Below are 20,128 nucleotides of genomic sequence, written 5' to 3' on the forward strand. Positions count from 1 at the left end.
TCGAGCTCGTTCTCGAAAAACGCTGCCGCGAACTCGACCAACAACGCCAAACCGTCGCGGCGCATACAAGCTTTACATGGTGGCCCAAGCCAGTCAGGCCGACCTGATCACCCGAATCTGGTATGAGACTGGCCGAGGGCCCATGGCCCGTCCACTGTACGGAGCCGGCAGCGATGGGCCGGCGGCGGTCCGCTGGCTGTGGTGTGTTGTGCGGGTTTTCCGGCCGGTCGGGTCATGCGGATTTTTGGGGATAGCCGGCTGGTTGGGCTGACTGGCTGGTTGAGAGAACCTGCGGCGCAGACTGCGACGCAGACCGCAAAGCCTCGACAGCCGAGCCTGGACGTGAACCACGTCGTTCATGCCGCCCGACCTCAAAGGCGCGAGCGACCAAAAAGACAAACAGTATCCAGAATATAAAACGACACCTGAAGTATCATTCAAGCATCATCCAAGCCATCCCGCCTTCGCAACCGAGAAATGCTCTCGCTTGTCGCGCGTATGGAACGACCTTGAAGGAAATTCGCAAGCATTCCAGGAGGCGGCGAAAGGTCGAGCCTGTTTCACGGCTCCCGCGGCTCGTAGGCCGCCTCCCGAAACCCGACAGTGCTGTGCCGCTGGTCAAAGCCCCGTGCGTCAGGCAATGACGTCTATGCGGCGACCTGCTGGGGTGGCTCCATTTCAACCTCCCGCCTGGTTGATGTGACAATTCGAAGACTACGCTCTTCGGCCGATACGTCAAGCATCTTTCGACATTTACTTGGAATGCGACAATCTGCCCGCCGCACCGCGCCCGGAAGAGTCCCGCCGCAGCGGCCGCGACGCGCCACGGAGCCGGCAGGCCGCCGCCGAGAAGCGCCGCACGCCGGGCGACGTCGCCGCGGCCTCAGTCCGCCGGCAGCACCGTGCGGATCTCGCCGGTGCGGGTGCCGCGCCAGTTCTCGACGCTGCGGCGTGCCATTCCCGAAAAGGCCTCCGCGAGGCCCGCGTCCCCGCCCTCCAGCGCCTGGGCGAGGACCGCCGCCGCCAGAGCCTCGCTGGCCCGCCTGGCGCCGTCGTCGATCTTCAGCGCAAAGCCGAGGCCGAGCTCCGGCAGCGCGCCGCAGAAGACGCCCTCGGCGCCGGTCTTGACGAAGACTTTGCCGGGCGCTGCCTCCATCATCGCCATGCAGGCGCGGCCGGTGCCCGACATTTCGAAGGGCTCGGCCATGCAGGCGCGCATCAGCGCCTGTCCGGCCTCGGCCCGCTGCGGCTCGACGCCGCGGCCGGAGGCGATCTTGGCGAAGGCAAGGGCGAAATCGCGGAGCGGCGCGGCATAGGTCGGGATCGAGCAGCCGTCGGTTCCGCAGACGTCGACATTCAGGCTGTGGCCGGTCAGGTCCTCGATCACCGCCTTGGCCCGCAGCTGCACCGGATGGTTCGGGCCGACATAGCCGGCCGTCTCTTCGCCGCGATGGACGGCCGCCAGCAGGAAACCCGCATGCTTGCCGGAGCAGTTGTTGTGCAGCGGACAGGGTGTCTCGCCCCGCCGCACCATGTCGCGCGCGACGTCCGCCTCTCCCGGCCAGTGGCTGCCGCATTCCAGCGCCTCCTTGTCGAGCCCGGCCTTCGCCAGCATCGCGCCGGCGCGGCTGACGTGCGCGGGCTCGCCGGAATGGGAGGCGCAGGCGAGAGCAAGGTCGCCGTCGTCGAGGCCGTAGCGGGCGGCGGCGCCGGTCTCGACGAGCGGGATCGCCTGCAGGAGCTTGACCGCCGAGCGCGGGAAGATCGGCCAGTCGACATCGCCGGCGGCCGCGACGAGCTTTCCCTCCGCATCCACGAGGGCATAGGCGCCGCGGTGGAAACTTTCGACACGTTCGCCGCGCGTGACTTCCACGAGGATCGGATTGACCATAGGTTCGACCTGCCCTTGCAAGGTTGCTGCCCGCGGCAGAGATAGCGCAAGAGGGCCGGCCTGCGAGCCGCTCCGGCGATCGCCGAGACGAGGACGATGAAGATCCTGAAATTCCTGCTGGCCGGCCTCGTCGCGATCTTCCTCCTGCCGACCGCAGCATCGGCGGCGCTCTGGTATCTCGGCGATCACGCGACGTCCTGGCGCACGGCCGACTGGTCGTCTTCCGGCCTCCTGCCCCCGGCAGGAGAGGTCGCGGAGGCGCGCGTCTACGTCATGTCGGCCCGCACCGGCGGCCTGAAGGGTGCCGTCGCCGAACATGCCTGGATCGTCGTCAAGGACGAGGGCGGCCGCCCCTACGAGCGCTGGGACAAGGTCGGCTGGGGCATGCCGGTGCACCGCGACGCCTTCCCGCCCGACGGGGTGTGGTATTCGAACGAGCCGCACGTCGTGTTCGAGGCGTCGGGCGCGGCGGCCGAACGGCTGATCCCCGAGATCCGGGCGGCGATCGCCGACTATCCCTTCGCGATGCGCGGCGGCTACCACATCTTTCCGGGCCCGAACTCCAACTCCTTCGTCGCGCATGTCATGCGTCACGTGCCGGCAATCGACGCGGTGCTGCCGCCGGTCTCGGTCGGCCGCGACTATCCGACCGACGGAAGCCTCGTCTTCGTCGATCCTGACGGGCGGGACGTCCACGCCTCGCTGTTCGGCTATGCCGGGATCTCGGCCGGCTGGAAGACCGGTTTGGAGATCAACCTCCTCGGCCTCGTCGCCGGGGTCGACATCCGCCGCCTCGGCATCAAGGTGCCGGCCTTCGGGACCTTCGCGCTGCTTGCCGAGTGACGGCGCGGCGGAGAGGCAGGATTGCGGCACGTCTCTCATGCCTCCCTCGCCACACGCCGGGAGAGCATCATTCGCTGGACGACAGGACCTTCGGCTTTATCGGCGTTTACGGCAGGGGCCGCGGATCGTCGCATCCGATGCCGCGCCGCGGCGGGGACCCCGCCCGTCCATCAGGCCGACATCGCGAAGCAGTGCCTCGGGAGCCGTCTCCGGCGTGATCGCGATGCGCCTCGGCCGGGGGTTCCCGCCGGCTGCGGAGAGCTTGGCGAAGGCACGCAGCATCGCGTGCCCGGTTTTTGGGAGCCAGGTCATGGAAAATCCCGTCCGCGACGCGCGCGGCGCCGCCATGTCCTTGTTGCGATGGGCCTATCCTGGCGCGGCGACGGCTTGCGGACCAACGAAACCTGGCGCAGCATGCATAAGGAGGATTGATGCATGCGCCATCGCGACCTGCCGCCGCTCGCCGCCATCCGCGCCTTCGAGGCGGCGGCGCGCCACCTGAGCTTCACCCGCGCGGGCGAAGAACTCGGCATGACCCAGGCGGCGGTCAGCTATCAGATCAAGCTGCTGGAGGAACGGCTGGGCGCGCCGCTGTTCCTGCGCCGCACCCGCGCCGTCGAACTGACGCCGGCCGGCCGGCGGCTCGCGCCGGCGGCGAGCGATGCGCTCGACCGGCTGGCCGACGCCTTCGCGGCGGCCCGATCCGACGCCGGGGGCCTCCTTTCGATCAGCGTGCTGCCGACATTTGCCGCGCATTTCCTGGCGCCGCGCATCGGCCGCTTCCAGATCCGCCATCCGGCGATCGCCGTCCGGACCAGGGCGACGCGCGACCTTGCCGACTTCCAGCGCGACGAGGTCGACGTCGCGATCCGCAGCGGCCTCGGCGACTGGCCGGGGCTGGAGGTGCACCCGCTGTTTCCGGTGGACTTCACGCCGATGCTGAGCCCGAAGCTCGCCGGAACGAAGGGGCCGCTCGAAACCCCCGCGGATCTTCTGAGGCTCATTCTGATCGACCCCGGCGACCGCTGGTGGCCGCTCTGGTTCGACGCGATGGGGGTCGAGGGTTTCGAGCCGACCGCCCATCCCGACACGCGCATGGGCGACCAGCATCTGGAAGCGCGGGCAGCGATCGGCGGCCATGGCGTCGCCATCCTGACGCCGGCCTTCTACCGCGAGGAAATCGCGGCGGGGATGCTGGTCCAGCCGTTTCCGGCGGCTGCCGAGGAAGGCCAGTTCTATTTCCTGGTCTATCCGAGCGCGCGCCGCAACGTGCCGAAGATCCGGGCCTTCCGCGACTGGCTGCTGGAAGAGGTGCGGTCCGACGAGGCGGAATTTGCCCCGGTCTCGGCCGGCCCGCAGCGGCGGGTGCCGATCGCCCGTCCGCCGGCTGCCGCAGATACGCCGGCCGGCCGGCGCCGGGGGGAATGAGACCTGTCCGAAAAAGGCCGGCGCGGGCGGCGAAAGATCTCATACGGTTTTTGGCAGATCACGTCGTGATGCCGGAAACAACGGCGCTCATTCGCCGCGCGGGCTTGATCCGAGCCCCGCTCTGGTCGAACGGATCGCGTATCAGGCGGTCTTTTCGGCCGTCAGGCCGAGCAGTTCGGCCATCTCGCTCCGCAGCACGAACTTCTGGATCTTGCCGGTGACCGTCATCGGGAAGGCCTCGACCAGGACGACGTGCCGCGGGATCTTGTAGTGGGCGATCTTGCCGCGGCAGAAGCCGACCACCTCCTCGGCGGTGAGCGAGGGATCGGCCGCGACGACGCAGGCGCAGAGCTCCTCGCCGTATTTCGGATCCGGCACCCCGACCACCTGCACGTCGCGGATCTTCGGATGGGCGTAGAGGAACTCCTCGACCTCGCGCGGATAGACGTTCTCGCCGCCGCGGATCACCATGTCCTTGGACCGGCCGACGATGTTGCCGTAGCCTTCGGCGTCGATGGTGGCGAGATCGCCGGTGTGCATGAACCCCTCGGCGTCGAGCACCTCGGCGGTGCGCGCCGGATCGTCCCAGTAGCCCTTCATCACCGAATAGCCGCGGGTGCAGAGCTCGCCGGTCTCGCCGCGGGCGACCGTCCTTCCCTCGAAATCGACGATCTTCACCTCGCAATGCGGCTGGACGCGGCCGACGGTGGAAACGCGGCGCTCGATCGGATCGTCCATCGAAATCTGGAAGGAGACCGGCGAGGTCTCGGTCATGCCATAGGCGATGGTGACGTCGTCCATGCCGAGTTCGCCCACCACCTTCTTCATCACCTCGATCGGGCACGGGCTGCCGGCCATGATGCCGGTGCGCAGGCTCGAAAGATCGAAGGACCGGCGGTCCGGATGGTCGAGCACGGCGATGAACATCGTCGGCACGCCGTAGAGGCCGACGCAGCCCTCGGCCTCGACGGCGCTCAGCACCGCGCCCGGCTCGAAGGCGTCGGAGGGATAGACCATCGCGGCGCCGTGGGTAAGGCAGCCGAGATTGCCCATCACCATGCCGAAGCAGTGATAGAGCGGCACCGGGATCGACAGGCGATCGCCGGGCTTCAGGCCGATCGCCTCGGCGACGAAGAAGCCGTTATTGAGGATGTTGCGATGGGTGAGCGTCGCGCCCTTCGGCGTTCCCGTCGTTCCCGACGTGAACTGGATGTTGATCGGATCGTTGCGGTCGAGCGTTTCGCCGAGCGCTGCGAGGGCGGCACGCTCGTTTCCGGAGGGTTCGGCGAGGAGGTCGTCGAAGCGGATGAAGCCCGGGGCGGCATCTTCCGACAGGACGATCGGAAATTCGAGGGCCGGCAGGCGGGCCGCAGCGAGCGGGACGGCGCCCTCGTCGAGCTCGGGCGCGAGCTCGCGCAGCATCGCGACATAGTCGCTCGACTTGAAGCGCTCGGCGGTCACCAGGGCGCGGCAGCCGACCTTGTTCAGGGCGAATTCGATCTCGGTGAGCCGATAGGCGGGATTGATGTTGACGAGAACAAGCCCGGCCTTGGCGGTGGCGAACTGGGTGATCGCCCATTCGGCACGGTTCGGCGCCCAGATGCCGACCCGATCGCCCTTTTTTAGACCGAGACGAGCGAGCCCGCAGGCGAGCCTGTCGACCTTTTCGCCGAGTTCGGCATAGCTGAGACGGATGCCCTGATGGCGCGAGACGAGGGCGAGCCCGTCGCCGCGGGCCGCGACGGTCTCGTCGAAGAACGCCCCGATCGTCCGCTCGATGAGCGGCACGTCCGTCCGCCCCACGACATGCGCGCGTTCCGCCACATCAGCCTCCCGGCGACGCCCGTCTCGGCCGGCCGCCTCGCCGCTGCACCGGCGACCGGCAGGGCCGGCGAATGGACGATCGCTGCAACGAAGGCTAGATGCAAACAGGGCCCGAGACAAGCCGAGCCAAGGAGGCGCCGCGGGGCCCGCGACGGCGCCCGGGGAGGCAAGCCGCGATGTTCGACCAGACGATGAAATTCGCCCTCGGCGACGAGATCGAGGCGCTGCGCGACATGGTGCGGCGCTTCGCGCAGGAGAAAATCGCGCCGCGGGCCGCCGAGATCGACGCCACCAACGCGTTTCCGAACGAGCTGTGGCGCGAGATGGGCGACCTTGGTCTCCTCGGCATCACCGTGGAGGAAGAGTTCGGCGGCTCTGGCCTCGGCTACGTCGCGCATTGCGTCGCCGTCGAGGAGATCTCGCGCGCCTCGGCCTCGGTCGGGCTGTCCTACGGCGCGCATTCGAATCTCTGCGTCAACCAGATCCGCCGCAACGGCACCGAGGACCAGAAGCGGACATATCTGCCGAAGCTGATCTCCGGCGAACATGTCGGCTCGCTGGCGATGTCGGAGAGCGGCGCCGGCTCCGACGTCGTCGGCATGAAGCTGAGGGCCGAGCCGAAGAACGACCGCTTCGTCCTCAACGGCAGCAAGATGTGGATCACCAACGGACCGGATGCCTCGACCCTCGTGGTCTATGCCAGGACCGATCCCGCCGCCGGACCGCGCGGCATCACCGCCTTCCTGATCGAAAAGGGCATGGCCGGCTTTTCCACGGCCCAGAAGCTCGACAAGCTCGGCATGCGCGGCTCGAACACCTGCGAACTGGTCTTCGAGGACTGCGAGGTGCCCTACGACAACGTCCTCGGCGAGGTCGGCGGCGGCGTGAAGGTGCTGATGAGCGGCCTCGACTACGAGCGCGTCGTGCTTGCGGCGGGCCCCGTCGGCATCATGGCGGCCTGTCTCGACGTCGTCGTTCCCTACGTGCACGAGCGAAAACAGTTCGGCCAGGCGATCGGCGAGTTTCAGCTGATGCAGGCGAAGCTCGCCGACATGTATGTCCAGACCAACGCCGCGCGGGCCTATGTCTATGCCGTCGCCGCGGCCTGCGACCGCGGCGAGACGAGCCGAAAGGACGCCGCCGGCTGCATCCTCTATGCCGCGGAAGCCGCGACCCAGATGGCGCTGCAGGCGATCCAGGCGCTCGGCGGCAACGGCTACATCAACGACTATCCGACCGGGCGGCTGCTCCGCGACGCCAAGCTCTACGAGATCGGCGCCGGGACGAGCGAGATCCGCCGCATGCTGATCGGCCGGGAGCTGTTTGCCGAGACGCGTTGAGGCACCTTTCGTCCGGCGGCGCAGGCCGGCAAGGCCGAGATGCCTTGATGCTTAGGGCGAGAATGTATAGATTATGCCATCATCCATACATGGAGGAATACGATGTCACGCGCGACGATCCCGTCCCCATCGCAGCGGGCGATATCGACCTCCAAGACCGGCCGCGTCTGGGAGATCGCCGACGCGCTGAGCGAAAAGCTCGGCCGCCGCGCCGACCGCAGGTCGGTGATCGACGCCTATGTCGCCGAGGGCGGCAACCCCAATACCGGCTCGACGCAGTATGCCTATTGGAAGCGGGCCTTTGAGGAGAGGCATTCGGACAGGCAAGAGGGCTTTGCATCGGTGCCGACCATGCGGCTGACGATCGGCAAGGATGGGCGCCTGGTGATACCCGCGGAAATGCGCGCCGCCATGCTTCTCGGCGACGACGAACCGGTGAGCGCCGAGGTCGTCGACGGCGAGTTGCGCATCCTCTCCCTCAAGGGAGCCGTCAGCCATGTTCAGGCCATGGCGCGACGGTTCGACAGGGGCACGGGCTCGCCCGTCGATGAACTGATCGCCGAGCGGCGTGAAGAAGCACGGCGCGAAGACGAGAGCCACTCCCGGTGATCGTTCTGGACACGTCGGCCGTTCTGGCCCTCATTCAGGGCGAGCGGGGCGCGGACGTCGTGGAAGGATACCTGTCGAATGCACGGATGCTGACAGTGAACGTCTGCGAGACGGTGTCGAAGCTGATGGATCGCGGCTTCGACGCGGAGGCGGCGCGGGCAGCGGTGACGAAACTGCCGCTGATCATCGTCGATTTCGATCTCGATCTGGCCCTTCTCGCCGCCTCGTTTCGTCCGGCGACCCGGAGCCTCGGATTCTCTCTTGCGGACCGCGCCTGCCTGGCTCTTGCGAAGCATGGCGAAACCCGAGCCCTGACGGCGGACCGTGCCTGGAAGGACGTCGATCTCGGGATCGAGATCGAACTCATCCGATGACACCCGGGAGCGCGCAATGCCCGTCCTGACATCCACCGTCTCACCGCGTTCCGAAGCCTTCGCCGCCAACCGGCGTGCGATGCAGGCACAGCTCGACGCCGTGCGCGCGGCGGCCGAGGCGGCGCTTGCGGGCGGCGGGGCGAAGGCGCGCGAGCGGCATCTCTCGCGCGGCAAGATGCTGCCGCGCGAACGGGTGGAGGCGCTGCTCGACCCGGGTTCGCCGTTTCTCGAGATCGGCCTCTTCGCCGCCCACGGCATGTATGGCGGCGAGGTGCCGGCGGCGGGCGCCATCGCGGGGATCGGCAAGGTGGCAGGCCGGACCGTCATGGTGCTCGCCAACGACGCGACGGTGAAGGGCGGGACCTATTTCCCGCTCACCGTGAAGAAGCATCTCCGCGCCCAGGAAATCGCCGCGGAGAACCGTCTGCCTTGCGTCTATCTCGTCGATTCCGGCGGCGCCAACCTGCCGAACCAGGACGAGGTGTTCCCCGACCGCGAGCATTTCGGCCGGATCTTCTACAACCAGGCGCGGATGAGCGCCGCCGGCATCGCCCAGATCGCCGTGGTGATGGGCTCCTGCACGGCGGGCGGCGCCTATGTGCCGGCGATGAGCGACGAGACGGTCATCGTCCGCGACCAGGGGACGATCTTTCTCGCCGGACCGCCGCTGGTGAAGGCCGCAACCGGCGAGACGGTCAGCGCCGAGGAGCTCGGCGGCGGCGACCTGCATACCCGGCTTTCCGGCGTCGCCGACCATCTGGCGGAAGACGACGCCCATGCGCTCGCCATCGCCCGGCGGATCGTCGGCCATCTGGGCCCCGCCGATCCTGCCCGGCTCGCCGTCGCCGCGCCCGAGCCGCCGGTCTACGATCCGGCGGAACTGATGGGCATCATTCCCGCCGATCCGAAGGCGCCTTACGACATCCGCGAGGTGATCGCCCGGATCGTCGACGGCTCGCGTTTCGGGGAGTTCAAGGCGCGCTTCGGCGAGACGCTGGTCTGCGGCTTCGCCCACCTCCACGGCATTCCGGTGGGAATCCTCGCCAACAACGGCGTCCTCTTTTCCGAAAGCGCGGTGAAGGGCGCGCATTTCGTCGAGCTGTGCTCGCAGCGGAAGATTCCGCTCCTCTTCCTGCAGAACATCACCGGCTTCATGGTGGGGCGCAGCGCCGAGGCCGGCGGCATCGCGCGGCACGGCGCCAAGCTCGTTACCGCCGTTGCGACCATCGCCGTGCCAAAGATCACGATGATCGTCGGCGGATCCTACGGCGCCGGAAACTACGGCATGGCCGGCCGGGCCTACTCGCCGCGCTTCCTCTGGACCTGGCCGAACAGCCGCATCGCCGTCATGGGCGGCGAACAGGCGGCAAGGACGCTCGCCATCGTCAAACGCGAGGCGATGGAAAGGCGCGGCGAGAGCTGGAGCGAAGAGGACGAAGCCGAATTCCGCCGGCCGACCGAGGCGATGTTCGCGGCGCAGAGCCACCCGCTCTACGCCTCCGCACGGCTCTGGGACGACGGCATCGTCGATCCGGCGAAGAGCCGCGAGGTGCTGGCGCTGTCGCTGGCCGCAAGCCTCGATGCGCCGATCGAAGAGACCCGCTTCGGGCTGTTCCGGATGTGAGCGACCGGCTATGATATCACAGCAATATCGAGGAGGCGGACGTGGGCCAGATGCTGGTGAGGCAGATCGACGACGCGGTTCTCGACCGGATCAAGGCGCGGGCGAAGGCCAACGGGCGATCGGCCGAGGCCGAGGTGCGGGACATTCTGGAAAGAGCGGTCCGCGAGCCGGTCGAGCGCCGCTCGCTGCGTTCACTCATCGGCGCCGGCGCATCTCCGACCTCCTTCAAGAGCACTGAAGAGATCGTCGCCTACGTCCGCGCGCTCCGCGACGAAGGCGGAGACTAGATGGATAATCCGCCTGTCTATCTCGACACCAATGTCCTGATCGCTCTCGCCGAACCAGTCCGCCCCCTCACGGCGCCCCAGAGCGGCTTCGTCGAAAGCCTCGATCATGGCACGCGGATCGCCGTGACCAGCGAGATTTCGCTTTCGGAATGCCTGGTCAAGCCTTTGGCTGACGGACAAGTGGGAACTGTTCAGGCCTATTTCTCGATGTTTACCGACCAGAGCTGGTTGCAGGTCCTGCCCGTAACCCGTTCCGTGCTCATCGAGGCAGCGCAGGTCAGGACACTCCATCGAATGGCCTTGCCGGACGCCATCCATGTCGCGTCGGCGAGACTGGTACGCTGCCAGAGTTTCCTCTCGGACGACAAGAGGCTGAAGACGGTCGGGGTTTCGAAAATCAGCTGGTCCCAATTCCCGCAGACTCTGTGATGGCGGGAACATGAGCAGGCGGCATATCCGGCTGTTTCGGATCGCGGACGCGGACTATGATGAGGTTGGTCCAGCGCGAAGGACGTGAGCAATGGGCGAAATCATCGTGCGACAACTCGACGACGACCTGATCGAAGCGGTCGAGCGCTCGGCCGTCGCCAACAACCGATCGCTGGAGGCCGAACTCCGCGCCCTCATCGAGCAGCGCTACCGGCCCAAGCTGCCGACCCGCCTCGACGACGACGGGCGGTCGATCCTCGATTACGTGGGGATCGCACCTTCGAACCGCACGACGGAAGAAATCGTCGCGGAGATCCGCGCGCTGCGGGACGAGTGGGACGATTGATGCGCCTGATCGGCGAACGGCTCTACCTCGACGCCAACACGATCATCGGCCTGCTCGAACGCTCGCGGCCGTTGCGGGCCGCACAGTCCGCGTTGATGGCGGCGATCGCCGGCGGGGAGAGCTTCGCCGTCACGAGCGAGATCGCCGTCGCCGAATGCACCACGCGCCCCTTGCGCGAAATGAACGAGACCCTGGTCGAGGACTATCTGCGCTTCGTCGACCGCCAGCTGTCGCAGCCGCCGATATCCGTCGATCGCCGGATCGCCCTCGCGGCTGCCCGGCTCCGCGCCGCAACGTCGATGAAGCTGCCCGACGCGCTGCATGTCGCCTGCGCCGAACTCGCCGGCTGCACCGTCTTCGTCAGCGCCGACCAGCGCGTCCGCCTGCCGGCTTCCATGCGCCGCGTCGGCTTCGACGACATCGGCCGGGAGGCAGGATGATCAACACCCTCCTCATCGCCAATCGCGGCGAAATCGCCTGCCGGGTGATCCGCACCGCCAGGGCCCTCGGCATCCGCACCGTCGCCGTCCACTCCGATGCCGACCGCGGGGCGATGCATGTCCGGATGGCCGATGCGGCGGTTTGGATCGGCCCGGCGCCGGTCTCGGAAAGCTATCTGAACGGCGCGGCGATCATCGCCGCGGCCAGGCGGACCGGCGCCGACGCGATCCATCCCGGCTACGGTTTCCTGTCGGAAAGCCCGGATTTCGTCGAGAAAGTCGCGGCGGCCGGCCTCACCTTCGTCGGCCCGTCGGCGGCCGCGATCCGCGCCATGGGCCTGAAGGACGGGGCCAAGGCGCTTATGGAGAAGGCAGGCGTTCCGGTGGTTCCCGGCTATCACGGGGCGGAGCAGGACCCGGCCTTCCTCTGCGAGCAGGCGAAGACGATCGGCTTTCCGGTGCTGATCAAGGCGCGGGCCGGCGGCGGCGGCAAGGGCATGCGGCGGGTCGAGCGGCCGGAAGACTTCGCCGAGGCGCTGTCGAGCGCCCGCCGCGAGGCGGAAGCGAGCTTCGGCGATTCCCGCTGCCTCGTCGAAAAGTTCGTCGAAAATCCGCGGCACGTCGAGATCCAGGTCTTCGGCGACGCCGCCGGCAATGTCGTCCACCTGTTCGAGCGCGACTGTTCGCTGCAGCGCCGGCACCAGAAGGTCATCGAGGAAGCGCCCGCGCCAGGCATGACGGCGGAGCTTCGGGCGGCGATGGGGGCGGCCGCCGTCGAGGCGGCGAAGGCGGTGAACTATGTCGGCGCCGGCACGGTCGAATTCATCGTCGACGGGGCAAAGCTGTCGCCGGACGGTTTTTGGTTCATGGAGATGAACACGCGGCTGCAGGTCGAGCACCCGGTCACCGAGGCGATCACCGGCCTCGATCTCGTCGCTCTGCAGATCGCCGTCGCCGAAGGCAGGCCCCTGCCCTTCCGGCAGGAGGATCTTGAGATTTCGGGCCATGCCGTCGAGGCGCGGCTCTATGCCGAAGATGCCGGTGCCGGCTTCCTGCCGGCGACGGGCCGGCTCGAGCGCCTGGCGTTTCCGCCGGCGGAAGACGGCATCCGCGTCGACACCGGCGTTCGGGAGGGCGACGTCATCACGCCGCACTACGACCCGATGATCGCCAAGGTGATCGCCCACGGGCCGGACCGGGCGAGCGCGCTGCAGCGGCTGGCGCGCGCCCTCGATGCGATGGTGGTTTCGGGCTGCGTCACCAATCGCCTCTTCCTGTCCCGGCTCGCCGAAGATGCGGACTTCGTTGCCGGCCGCGTCGACACCGGCCTCGTCGGCCGCACGCAGGCGGACCTGACGCGGATCCCCGAACCGGAGGCCATCGACTTCGCCCTCGCGGCCGTCGCGGCGCTTTCGCCGCAAGGCGGCGGTGCGAGGAGCGCCGATCCCTTCGCGGCGTTCCCGAACTTCCGAAACTTCGGACCCGCGCGCCAGTCGGTCGTCTTCGAGGTGGACGGGAAACGCCTCCGCGTCGCCGTCGAGACGTCCGGCAACGGTGCGCGGCGCATCGAGACGCCGGCCGGCGCGGTCACGCTCGAAACCTGCGAGCGCCACGGCGACCGGCTCGTCACCGTCGAAGCCGGCGTCCGCCGTTCGGCGCTCGTCGTTGCGGGAGCCGGCGCCGTCGCCGTGCAGCGCCATGGCGTCGAGCATCGCTTCCGCCTCTCCGTGCCCGGCGGCTCCGGCGACGAGACGAGCGGCGACGCCGTCATCGCGCCGATGCCTGGCGTCGTGCGGCTGGTTTCGGCGCGGGCCGGCGATCAGGTCCAAAGGGGCGCGCGGCTTGCGGTCCTCGAAGCCATGAAGATGGAGCACGGCCTCGCGGCGCCCCGCGACGGCGTCGTCGCCGCGGTTTCGGTCGCCGAGGGCGACCAGGTCGAGCAGGGGGCGACGCTGTTCACCCTCGAGCCGGAGGGCTGAGATGGCCGGCTACGAGACGATCCGGGCGGAGACCGACGGGCGCGGCGTCTGTGCGCTGACGCTCGACAGGCCGGCGAAGAAGAACGCGCTCTCGGCCGCGATGATGGACGAACTGACGGACTTTGCCGAAAGCGCCGAGGCCGATCCGGCGATCCGCGTCGTCGTCCTGTCGGGCGCGTCCGGCTGCTTCTGCGCCGGCGGCGATCTCGCCTGGATGATGACCCAGATCGAGGCCGACCGGGCGGGACGGATGGCGGAGGCGCGGCGCCTCGCCGCGATGCTGCGGGCGCTGAACGAGATGGCCGTGCCGCTCGTCGCGCGGATCGAGGGCGTCGCGCTCGGCGGCGGCATCGGCCTTGCATCGGTGGCGGACGTCGCGGTGGCGGACGAGGAGACGCGCTTCGGCTTCACCGAGACCCGGCTCGGCCTCATCCCGGCGACGATCGCCCCCTACGTTCTCGCGCGGATGGGGGAAGGCTGGGCCCGTCAGGTCTTCATGAACGCAAGGCCGTTCGACGGCAGGCACGCCGCGCGGCTCGGCATCGTCGCCAGAGCCGTTCCGGCCGCCGAACTCGATGCGGCGGTCGAGGCCGAGGTCGCCCCCTATCTTGCCCTGCCGCGCGGCGCCGTCGGAAGGGCGAAGCGGCTTGCCCGGGCGCTCGGTCCGGTCATCGACGACGCCGTCATCGACGCGACGATCGCGCGGCTCGCCGACGCCTGGGAGGCGGAGGAGGCGCGCGAGGGGATCGCGGCCTTTCTGGAAAAGCGCCAGCCCCGCTGGTCACGGTGACGGCCGGCGAACCCGGGGCCGGGCACAGGAGGACGAGAAAGGGTCAGACGGAAACTGCCGCCCGCCGCCGGATCCTCGGAACGGCGGAGGCGTCGGCGGCCTCGCCCGTCGCGATCAGAGCGCGGCGGTGACGCAGATGCGCGCGCCGGGGCCGCCGCCATATTCGAGCTCGGCGCCGAGGCTCTGAGCCATCGCGCGGATCAGCCGCGTGCCGACGCCGGTGCCCTTGGGCTTGGCGCCGAGGTCGACGCCCGGCCCGTCGTCCTCGACCCTGAGATGGAAGCGGCTCATCTCCTTGACGAGACGGATGCGCACCACCCCCGCCTGGTCTTCGCCATAGGCGTATTTGCAGGCATTGCCGACGAGTTCGGTGACGATGATCCCGAGCGAGACGGCCCGGTCGGTCTTCAGCCGCATCGGTTCGGCGGTGAAATCGACGGTGCGGGGAGATTTCGGGGTCGACCAGGTCGCCTCGAGTTCCTTGGAGAGTTGCAGCAGATATTCCGCCATGTCGATCGTGTCGACGACGTCGGAATTGTACAGCCGCCGATGCACCTGGGCGATGGCGGCGATCCGCTGCTGGGTGTCGCGCAGCGCGCTCTTGGCCTCGTCGCTGCCGACCGCCGAGGCCTGGAGGTTCACGAAGGCGGACAGGATCTGCAGGCTGTTGGCGACCCGGTGGTTCGCCTCCTTGACCATCGCCGCGAGGCGCTCGTTGGAGGCCCGGAGTGCCTGCTCGGCCTCTTCCTTGGCGGCGAGCAGCGCCCGGCGTTCCAGCGACTGCCGGAAGCTCGAGGCGAGGAGGTCGAAGAAGTCGTCGCCGACGGTCTTCACCACGTAGTCCGTCGCGCCGGCCTTCAGCGCCGCGACGGCGACGCTCGTCTCCTCCGAGCCGGTGACGTAGACGACCGGTGGCGGCGAGGCCAACGCACCGATCATCGCCAGCGCGTCGAGCCCGGTCTTACCCGGCATGTAGTGGTCGATCGCGACGAGGTCGAACCCGCCTTCGGAGAGGCGCGCGACGCCGGAATCCGCATCGGCCGCCGTCTCGACCGTGAAACCGAGACGCCGCAGCCTGCGGCTCGTGAGCAGCCTCAGCCCTTCGTCGTCGTCGATGTACAATACACGCGGCATAGTGCCCGATTTCACAGCGGAGCCCTGCCCGGGGGCCCATCCGGCCTTTCCCGCCGGCCGCGGACGCACCGCGACAATCAGGAAATACCGGCTTTGGATCAACCGGTTGGAGAAAGCAATCGAAAACGCTCAGTCCAGCTCCGGCTCCGGCACCTGGATGACCGACAGGAACAGGCCGAGCTGGCGGATCGCCTGGGCGAAGGTCTCGTAGTTGACGGGCTTGGTGATGTAGACGTTGGCGCCGAGATCGTAGCAGCGCTCGATCTCCACCTTGTCGTCGGTGGTTGTCAGGACGACGACGGGGGTGCGCCGCAGCGCGCTGCCCTGCGCCTTCATCTTCTGCAGGATGTCGATGCCGCTCATGTCCGGCAGGTTGAGGTCGAGGAGGACCAGCGCCGGGCCGTTCTTCGCCGGCCCGTCCGGCGCGTCGAACAGATACTGGATCGCCGCCGTGCCTTCCATGAAGTGGCGGATCGGATTGTTGACGCCCGCGCGGCGGATGTTCTTCTCGATCAGCCGCGCGTGGCCCTCGTCGTCCTCGATCATCACGATGTTGACGGTCTGATGTGCGCTCACGTGTTCGACCCCTGTTGCGGTGCGAGTGCGGTCGGCAGCGACAGCCGGAACGTCGCGCCCTCGTCGAGCGCGGACTCGCAGCTGATCGTCCCGCCCAACCGGTAGGCCAAGGCCCTGACATGGGCAAGTCCGATCCCCTCGCCCGGTTGATCCTGCGTTCCCGACCGCCGGAAAAGATCGAAGATCCGCTCGTGATCCTTGGGATCGATGCCGCGGCCGTTGTCCTCGACCTCGATCAGCACGCGGCCGGCATTCTTGCGGCCCCTGACGGTGATCCTGCCCGGCCGGCCGGGCTTGAGATACTTGATGGCATTCTCGACGAGATTGGAAAGAACCTGCTCGACGGCGAGCCGGTCGGTGACGACGGTCGGCACCGGCTCGGCCTCGACGGTGATGCCGAGTTCGTCGATCCGGTGCTGCAGGCTGTCGACGATGCTGGAGACCAGCGCGTTCATGTCCACCGCCTCGGGCGCCAGCACCCGCCGCCCCTCGCGCGACAGGCGAAGGATCGCGTTGATCAGCCGGTCCATCTTCTCGGTCGAGGTGCGGATGAAGCCGATCGCCTCCGGCAGATCCTCGCGCACGGCATAGCGGGTCTCGTCCGTGACGATCTCCGGCGCCGCCTCCTCGGCCTTGTCGATCAGTTCGCCGAGCGGCTTGATCGCCGCGTCGAGTTCGGCGGTGAAGCCCATGACGTTGACCAGCGGCGAGCGCAGATCGTGCGAGACGATGTAGGCGAAGCGCTGGATCTCGGCATTCGCCCGCTGCAGCTCCGCCGTCCGCTCGAGCACTGCGGATTCGAGGTCTTCGTTGAGGTTCTGCAGCTGTTGGCCGGTCGATGCGAGGGCCCGCAGCGTGCGCCGCGTCGCCCAGATCGTTCCGAGCGCAACGAGGATCAGCGTCACCGCCGCGGCGACCGCGATGACGGTGGACAGATAGACGCTGCGCTTTTCGTCGCTCTCGCGCGCGATCAGCAGCCGGCGTTCCTCGAGGCTCATTTCGTCGGCGAGATCGCGCAGCCGCTGGACGACCTGAATGTCCTCCTCGTCGAGCAGGCTCGCACCCTTGACGCCCGAGCCGCCGGCCTGCTTGTCGGCGATCGATTCCCGCATCAGGCCGAGATACTGGTCCGTCAACCCGCGGAAGTCGGTGATGCGCTTCACCTGCTCGGGATTGTCCGCGGTCAGTTCGGCGATCCGCTGGATCTGGCCGGGAATTTCCGCCGCCGTCGCCTCGAAGGTGTCGAGGAAGCGCGGGTCGCCCTCGAGCAGGTAGCCCCGCCGGGCCGTCTCGATCCGCTCGTTGAGGCGATTGAGATCGGCCACCGCGGCCTCGACCTCGATGGTGTGGGCGACGAGCTCGCTGTAGTCCTGGGCCCGCTGAAACGCCCAGACGACGGCCGCCGCCGCGACGGCCAGCATGACGAAGCCGGCTGCGACGGCGAGGAAGATGGCGCGGTTGGCGCGCCGCTGTGATCGCATCATGCGGTCGGCTCGGTCCCGTTCGGAAGACGCCCCGCGCAGGAGCGCGCAATCGGGACGGTCGCGAGGAATCGCTCGTCATCGAGGACGGGCGACGGAATTTCGACAGCGGCTAAGTAGTCCGGCCGCCCTCCGGGCTCAAGCCCTGTCGGAACGCGGCGCCGGACGGCGGAACGTCGCGGGCGGGCGACGCGCCACGGCCATCCCTCGCGGTCGTCACTTGACGAAGACGTCGGCGCTTGCCGCGGCGCCCGTCGCGTCGACCACCGAGATCGCCAGAAAACCCGGCTCCCTCGGCCGGAACACCGACTGGCGCAACAGCTGGCCGCGATCGACCGGCAGGCCGTCGACATACCAGGTGAAGGGCGGCCGGCCGTTGCGGACCTTCAGATAGAGCGGCGCGTCGCCGCCGAGCCCCGCGGCAAGCTCGACGCGGCTTCCGGCCGGCGGATAGACGATTTCCGGGGCGAGCCCGGCCTGGCGGCGCTCCGCCGCCCGTCCGACCCGCTTCAGCGGCGGCGGCAGGCCGGCGCCGGCCGAGGCGAGGATGCCGGGGGGCGGCCCGGCGAGACGCGTCACCGGGCCGATGCGCGAGAACACGTCGTGCATGACCGGCACCGCCGCATCCTGGCCGACGAGCCCCGGCACCGGCGCGCCGTCCGGCCGGCCGAGCCAGACGCCGACGACATGGCGGCCGTCGTAGCCGATCGTCCAGGCATCGCGATAGCCGAAGGAGGTCCCGGTCTTGTGGGCGATCTCGCCGGGCGAGCCCTTGCTGGTCGAGGTCGCGCCGGCGAGGATCGAGGTGACGTACCACGCCGCCTGTTCGCTCAGGATCCGCCTTTGCCGCCCCGGCTCCGCCGCCTCCTCCACATGCAGCGGCGCCGAGACCCCGCCATTGCCGATCGCCGCATAGATGCGCACCAGATCCTCGAGCGTCAGGCCGAGGCCGCCGAGCCCGATGGCGAGGCCCGGCAGCGAGCGGTCGCCGAGTTCCGGCTCGGCGCCGGTGCGGCGCATGCGCTGGACGAGGCGGCTCGGCCCGACTTCCGAGAGCAGTTCCACCGCCGGCAGATTGCGCGACAGCTGCAGGGCCCGGCGGGCCGTGATGATGCCTTCGAACTGATGGTCGAAGTTCTGCGGCGTGTAGCCGGCGAAGCCGCCGGGCGAATCGTCGACGAGGCTTTCGGGATGCGCGAGCCCGCGTTCGAAGGCGAGGCCGTAGATCAGCGGCTTCAGTGTCGAGCCGGGCGAACGCCGGGCCTGGGAGAGGTCGACGAAGCCCTGGCGGGATCGGTCGAAATAATCCGGCGAGCCGACCTCGGCGAGGATCTCGCCGGTGGCGAGATCGGCGACGACGAGCGCCAGGGACAGCGGGCTCTTCAGCGTCTTCGCCTTGTCCGCTGCATAGGCCTCGAGCCGGGCCTGCAGGCGGCCGTCGATGGTGAGCGCGATCGGGCTGCGCGCGGGATCTGCCGCGTGCAGCCGGTCGGCGAGATGGGCGGCCATCAGCGGCATCGCGCCGCGAAGCTTCGGCAGCGCCTCGTTCTCGGCCCGTCGCGTCTCGCGCCGGTCGATCACGCCGAGTTCGGCCATGCGCCGCAGCACGCGGTCGCGCGCCGCCTCGGCGCGGGCCGGAAAACGGTCCGGCCGGTAGCGCTCGGGCGACTGCGGCAGTGCGACGAGCAACGCCGCCTCGGCCGCCGTCAGCCGCCGCGGCTCCTTGCCGAACAGGGTCAGCGAGGCCGCCCTCGCGCCTTCGACATTGCCGCCATAGGGCGCGAGGCTGAGATAGAGCGACAGGATCTCGGCCTTGCCGTAGCGCCGCTCGAGCGCGACCGCCGTCAGCATCTGCTCGAGCTTCGCCCGGAAGCTGCCGGTCGGCAGGTCGAGCAGCATGCGCGCCACCTGCATCGTCAGCGTCGAGCCGCCGGAGACGATGCGGCCGTATCGGGCCGACTGCCATGCGGCCCGCAGCAGCGCCTGGCCGTCGATCCCGCCATGGTCGAGGAAGCGCTTGTCCTCCCAGGCGAGCAGCATCTTCAAAAAGCGCGGGTCGACGTCGCCGCCGGTGGCCGCGAGCCGCCAGCGGCCGCCCTCGACGGGAAAGGCGCGCAGGAGACGGCCGTCGCGATCCACCACCTCGACGCCGGTCGCCGGCGCCGCAAGCGCCGCGACCCGCCGCGCCACCGCCCTTTCGAAGGCCGAATAGCCCGAGAGGCCGGCGATCAAGAGGACGAGCAGGCCGGACAGCAAGAACTGGGCGAGACGCCGGCGGGGCGACATGTCAGCGGCCCCCCGCGGGGCGAAAGAGTCGGCCCGGCCGCCTCGATGGTCGCCGCGTTACCCCCCTCTGTCGGCTTCGCCGACATCTCGCCCGCAAGGGGGGAGATCGCTTGGCGCCGGCTTCGATGTCGGCCGATCTCCCCCCTTGCGGGGGAGATGCCCGGCAGGGCAGAGGGGGGTGCGCCGCAGAAGCCCCTCGCCCTTCGAGGCTCGCCGGCGCTGCGCTCGGCTCGCACCTCAGGATGAGGGTGCTTCTGCCCTTCCCCGCGCCGGCCGAAGCCGGCAACGCTGCTCCTGGCTCGCACCTCGGGATAAGGCTGCTTCTGCCTCTCCCTGCGCCGGCCGAAGCCGGCAACGCTACGCTCGGCTCGCACCTCAGGATGAGGGTGCTTCTGCCCCTCCCCGCGCGGGCCGAAGCCGGCAGCGCTGCGCGGTCGGCCCGGCCAG

18 protein-coding genes are annotated in these 20,128 nt (G+C 68.9%); 12 read left to right on the forward strand and 6 right to left on the reverse strand.

Annotation, left to right across the window (positions count from 1 at the left end; genetic code table 11):
* Positions 1-883: 883 nt before the first annotated feature.
* Positions 884-1,891 carry an asparaginase gene (locus tag J1C47_RS22135; RefSeq protein ID WP_207352987.1) on the reverse strand — a complete coding sequence of 336 codons (1,008 nt, stop codon included), beginning with the start codon at positions 1,889-1,891 and terminating at the stop codon, positions 884-886.
* 96 nt (positions 1,892-1,987) lie between these two features.
* Here J1C47_RS22135 and J1C47_RS22140 point away from each other — a divergent pair, with 96 nt between their 5' ends.
* A complete protein-coding gene (locus tag J1C47_RS22140) occupies positions 1,988-2,734 on the forward strand; it encodes a DUF3750 domain-containing protein (RefSeq protein ID WP_207352988.1) in 747 nt (248 codons plus the stop codon).
* 435 nt (positions 2,735-3,169) lie between these two features.
* A complete protein-coding gene (gcvA, locus tag J1C47_RS22145; RefSeq protein WP_207352989.1) occupies positions 3,170-4,162 on the forward strand; it encodes a transcriptional regulator GcvA in 993 nt (330 codons plus the stop codon).
* 141 nt (positions 4,163-4,303) lie between these two features.
* Here gcvA and J1C47_RS22150 read toward each other — a convergent pair whose 3' ends face one another.
* Positions 4,304-5,986 (reverse strand): AMP-binding protein, encoded by a 1,683-nt coding sequence (locus J1C47_RS22150; protein WP_207352990.1) that lies wholly within the window; start codon positions 5,984-5,986, stop codon positions 4,304-4,306.
* 176 nt (positions 5,987-6,162) lie between these two features.
* Here J1C47_RS22150 and J1C47_RS22155 point away from each other — a divergent pair, with 176 nt between their 5' ends.
* The 10 genes from J1C47_RS22155 to J1C47_RS22200 all read left to right on the forward strand — a co-directional run bounded on the left by J1C47_RS22155 (position 6,163) and on the right by J1C47_RS22200 (position 14,204).
* A complete protein-coding gene (locus J1C47_RS22155) occupies positions 6,163-7,326 on the forward strand; it encodes an isovaleryl-CoA dehydrogenase (RefSeq protein WP_207352991.1) in 1,164 nt (387 codons plus the stop codon).
* Between the two features lie 102 nt (positions 7,327-7,428).
* Positions 7,429-7,935: a hypothetical protein gene (locus tag J1C47_RS22160; RefSeq protein WP_207352992.1), complete on the forward strand. Its 507-nt coding sequence runs from the start codon at positions 7,429-7,431 to the stop codon at positions 7,933-7,935.
* Complete coding sequence (locus J1C47_RS22165) at positions 7,932-8,309, forward strand: PIN domain-containing protein (RefSeq protein WP_207352993.1); 378 nt, start codon at positions 7,932-7,934, stop codon at positions 8,307-8,309. The genes J1C47_RS22160 and J1C47_RS22165 overlap by 4 nt, the downstream gene beginning before the upstream one ends.
* A 16-nt stretch (positions 8,310-8,325) precedes the next feature.
* A complete protein-coding gene (locus J1C47_RS22170; RefSeq protein WP_207352994.1) occupies positions 8,326-9,933 on the forward strand; it encodes a carboxyl transferase domain-containing protein in 1,608 nt (535 codons plus the stop codon).
* 50 nt (positions 9,934-9,983) lie between these two features.
* The gene (locus J1C47_RS22175; protein ID WP_207353006.1) at positions 9,984-10,220 is read left to right on the forward strand and encodes a FitA-like ribbon-helix-helix domain-containing protein; all 237 of its coding nucleotides are present in this window, start codon (positions 9,984-9,986) and stop codon (positions 10,218-10,220) included.
* Complete coding sequence (locus J1C47_RS22180; protein WP_207352995.1) at positions 10,221-10,649, forward strand: type II toxin-antitoxin system VapC family toxin; 429 nt, start codon at positions 10,221-10,223, stop codon at positions 10,647-10,649.
* A gap of 91 nt (positions 10,650-10,740) precedes the next feature.
* Positions 10,741-10,995, forward strand: a complete 255-nt coding sequence (locus tag J1C47_RS22185; protein ID WP_207352996.1) for a FitA-like ribbon-helix-helix domain-containing protein — start codon at positions 10,741-10,743, stop codon at positions 10,993-10,995.
* The gene (locus J1C47_RS22190; protein WP_207352997.1) at positions 10,995-11,435 is read left to right on the forward strand and encodes a type II toxin-antitoxin system VapC family toxin; all 441 of its coding nucleotides are present in this window, start codon (positions 10,995-10,997) and stop codon (positions 11,433-11,435) included. The genes J1C47_RS22185 and J1C47_RS22190 overlap by 1 nt, the downstream gene beginning before the upstream one ends.
* Complete coding sequence (locus J1C47_RS22195; RefSeq protein WP_207352998.1) at positions 11,432-13,414, forward strand: acetyl/propionyl/methylcrotonyl-CoA carboxylase subunit alpha; 1,983 nt, start codon at positions 11,432-11,434, stop codon at positions 13,412-13,414. Before J1C47_RS22190 ends, J1C47_RS22195 begins: the two co-directional genes overlap by 4 nt.
* 1 nt (position 13,415) lies before the next feature.
* The gene (locus J1C47_RS22200) at positions 13,416-14,204 is read left to right on the forward strand and encodes a crotonase/enoyl-CoA hydratase family protein (protein ID WP_207352999.1); all 789 of its coding nucleotides are present in this window, start codon (positions 13,416-13,418) and stop codon (positions 14,202-14,204) included.
* A 114-nt stretch (positions 14,205-14,318) separates the two neighbouring features.
* Here J1C47_RS22200 and J1C47_RS22205 read toward each other — a convergent pair whose 3' ends face one another.
* The 4 genes from J1C47_RS22205 to pbpC all read right to left on the reverse strand — a co-directional run bounded on the left by J1C47_RS22205 (position 14,319) and on the right by pbpC (position 19,681).
* Positions 14,319-15,338 (reverse strand): histidine kinase dimerization/phosphoacceptor domain -containing protein, encoded by a 1,020-nt coding sequence (locus J1C47_RS22205; protein ID WP_207353000.1) that lies wholly within the window; start codon positions 15,336-15,338, stop codon positions 14,319-14,321.
* Between the two features lie 129 nt (positions 15,339-15,467).
* Positions 15,468-15,884, reverse strand: a complete 417-nt coding sequence (locus tag J1C47_RS22210) for a response regulator (RefSeq protein WP_207353007.1) — start codon at positions 15,882-15,884, stop codon at positions 15,468-15,470.
* Positions 15,885-15,910: 26 nt separating this feature from the next.
* Entirely contained in the window at positions 15,911-17,398 is a 1,488-nt protein-coding gene (locus tag J1C47_RS22215) for a sensor histidine kinase (RefSeq protein ID WP_207353001.1), read from the reverse strand.
* Positions 17,399-17,611: 213 nt separating this feature from the next.
* Positions 17,612-19,681, reverse strand: coding sequence for a penicillin-binding protein 1C (pbpC, locus tag J1C47_RS22220; protein ID WP_207353002.1), 2,070 nt, complete (start codon positions 19,679-19,681; stop codon positions 17,612-17,614).
* Positions 19,682-20,128: the final 447 nt, after the last annotated feature.

Origin of the sequence: Jiella sonneratiae (genome assembly GCF_017353515.1) — a bacterium.
GTDB lineage: Bacteria > Pseudomonadota > Alphaproteobacteria > Rhizobiales > Rhizobiaceae > Jiella > Jiella sonneratiae.

Bases quoted from the DNA above. Each gene is read 5' to 3' on its own strand.
- J1C47_RS22135 (WP_207352987.1), bottom strand. From the start codon at position 1,891: ATGGTCAATCCGATCCTCGTGGAAGTCACGCGCGGCGAACGTGTCGAA.
- J1C47_RS22140 (WP_207352988.1), top strand. From the start codon at position 1,988: ATGAAGATCCTGAAATTCCTGCTGGCCGGCCTCGTCGCGATCTTCCTC.
- gcvA (WP_207352989.1), top strand. From the start codon at position 3,170: ATGCGCCATCGCGACCTGCCGCCGCTCGCCGCCATCCGCGCCTTCGAG.
- J1C47_RS22155 (WP_207352991.1), top strand. From the start codon at position 6,163: ATGTTCGACCAGACGATGAAATTCGCCCTCGGCGACGAGATCGAGGCG.
- J1C47_RS22160 (WP_207352992.1), top strand. From the start codon at position 7,429: ATGTCACGCGCGACGATCCCGTCCCCATCGCAGCGGGCGATATCGACC.
- J1C47_RS22170 (WP_207352994.1), top strand. From the start codon at position 8,326: ATGCCCGTCCTGACATCCACCGTCTCACCGCGTTCCGAAGCCTTCGCC.
- J1C47_RS22175 (WP_207353006.1), top strand. From the start codon at position 9,984: ATGCTGGTGAGGCAGATCGACGACGCGGTTCTCGACCGGATCAAGGCG.
- J1C47_RS22180 (WP_207352995.1), top strand. From the start codon at position 10,221: ATGGATAATCCGCCTGTCTATCTCGACACCAATGTCCTGATCGCTCTC.
- J1C47_RS22185 (WP_207352996.1), top strand. From the start codon at position 10,741: ATGGGCGAAATCATCGTGCGACAACTCGACGACGACCTGATCGAAGCG.
- J1C47_RS22190 (WP_207352997.1), top strand. From the start codon at position 10,995: ATGCGCCTGATCGGCGAACGGCTCTACCTCGACGCCAACACGATCATC.
- J1C47_RS22195 (WP_207352998.1), top strand. From the start codon at position 11,432: ATGATCAACACCCTCCTCATCGCCAATCGCGGCGAAATCGCCTGCCGG.
- J1C47_RS22200 (WP_207352999.1), top strand. From the start codon at position 13,416: ATGGCCGGCTACGAGACGATCCGGGCGGAGACCGACGGGCGCGGCGTC.
- J1C47_RS22205 (WP_207353000.1), bottom strand. From the start codon at position 15,338: ATGCCGCGTGTATTGTACATCGACGACGACGAAGGGCTGAGGCTGCTC.
- J1C47_RS22210 (WP_207353007.1), bottom strand. From the start codon at position 15,884: ATGATCGAGGACGACGAGGGCCACGCGCGGCTGATCGAGAAGAACATC.
- J1C47_RS22215 (WP_207353001.1), bottom strand. From the start codon at position 17,398: ATGATGCGATCACAGCGGCGCGCCAACCGCGCCATCTTCCTCGCCGTC.
- pbpC (WP_207353002.1), bottom strand. From the start codon at position 19,681: ATGTCGCCCCGCCGGCGTCTCGCCCAGTTCTTGCTGTCCGGCCTGCTC.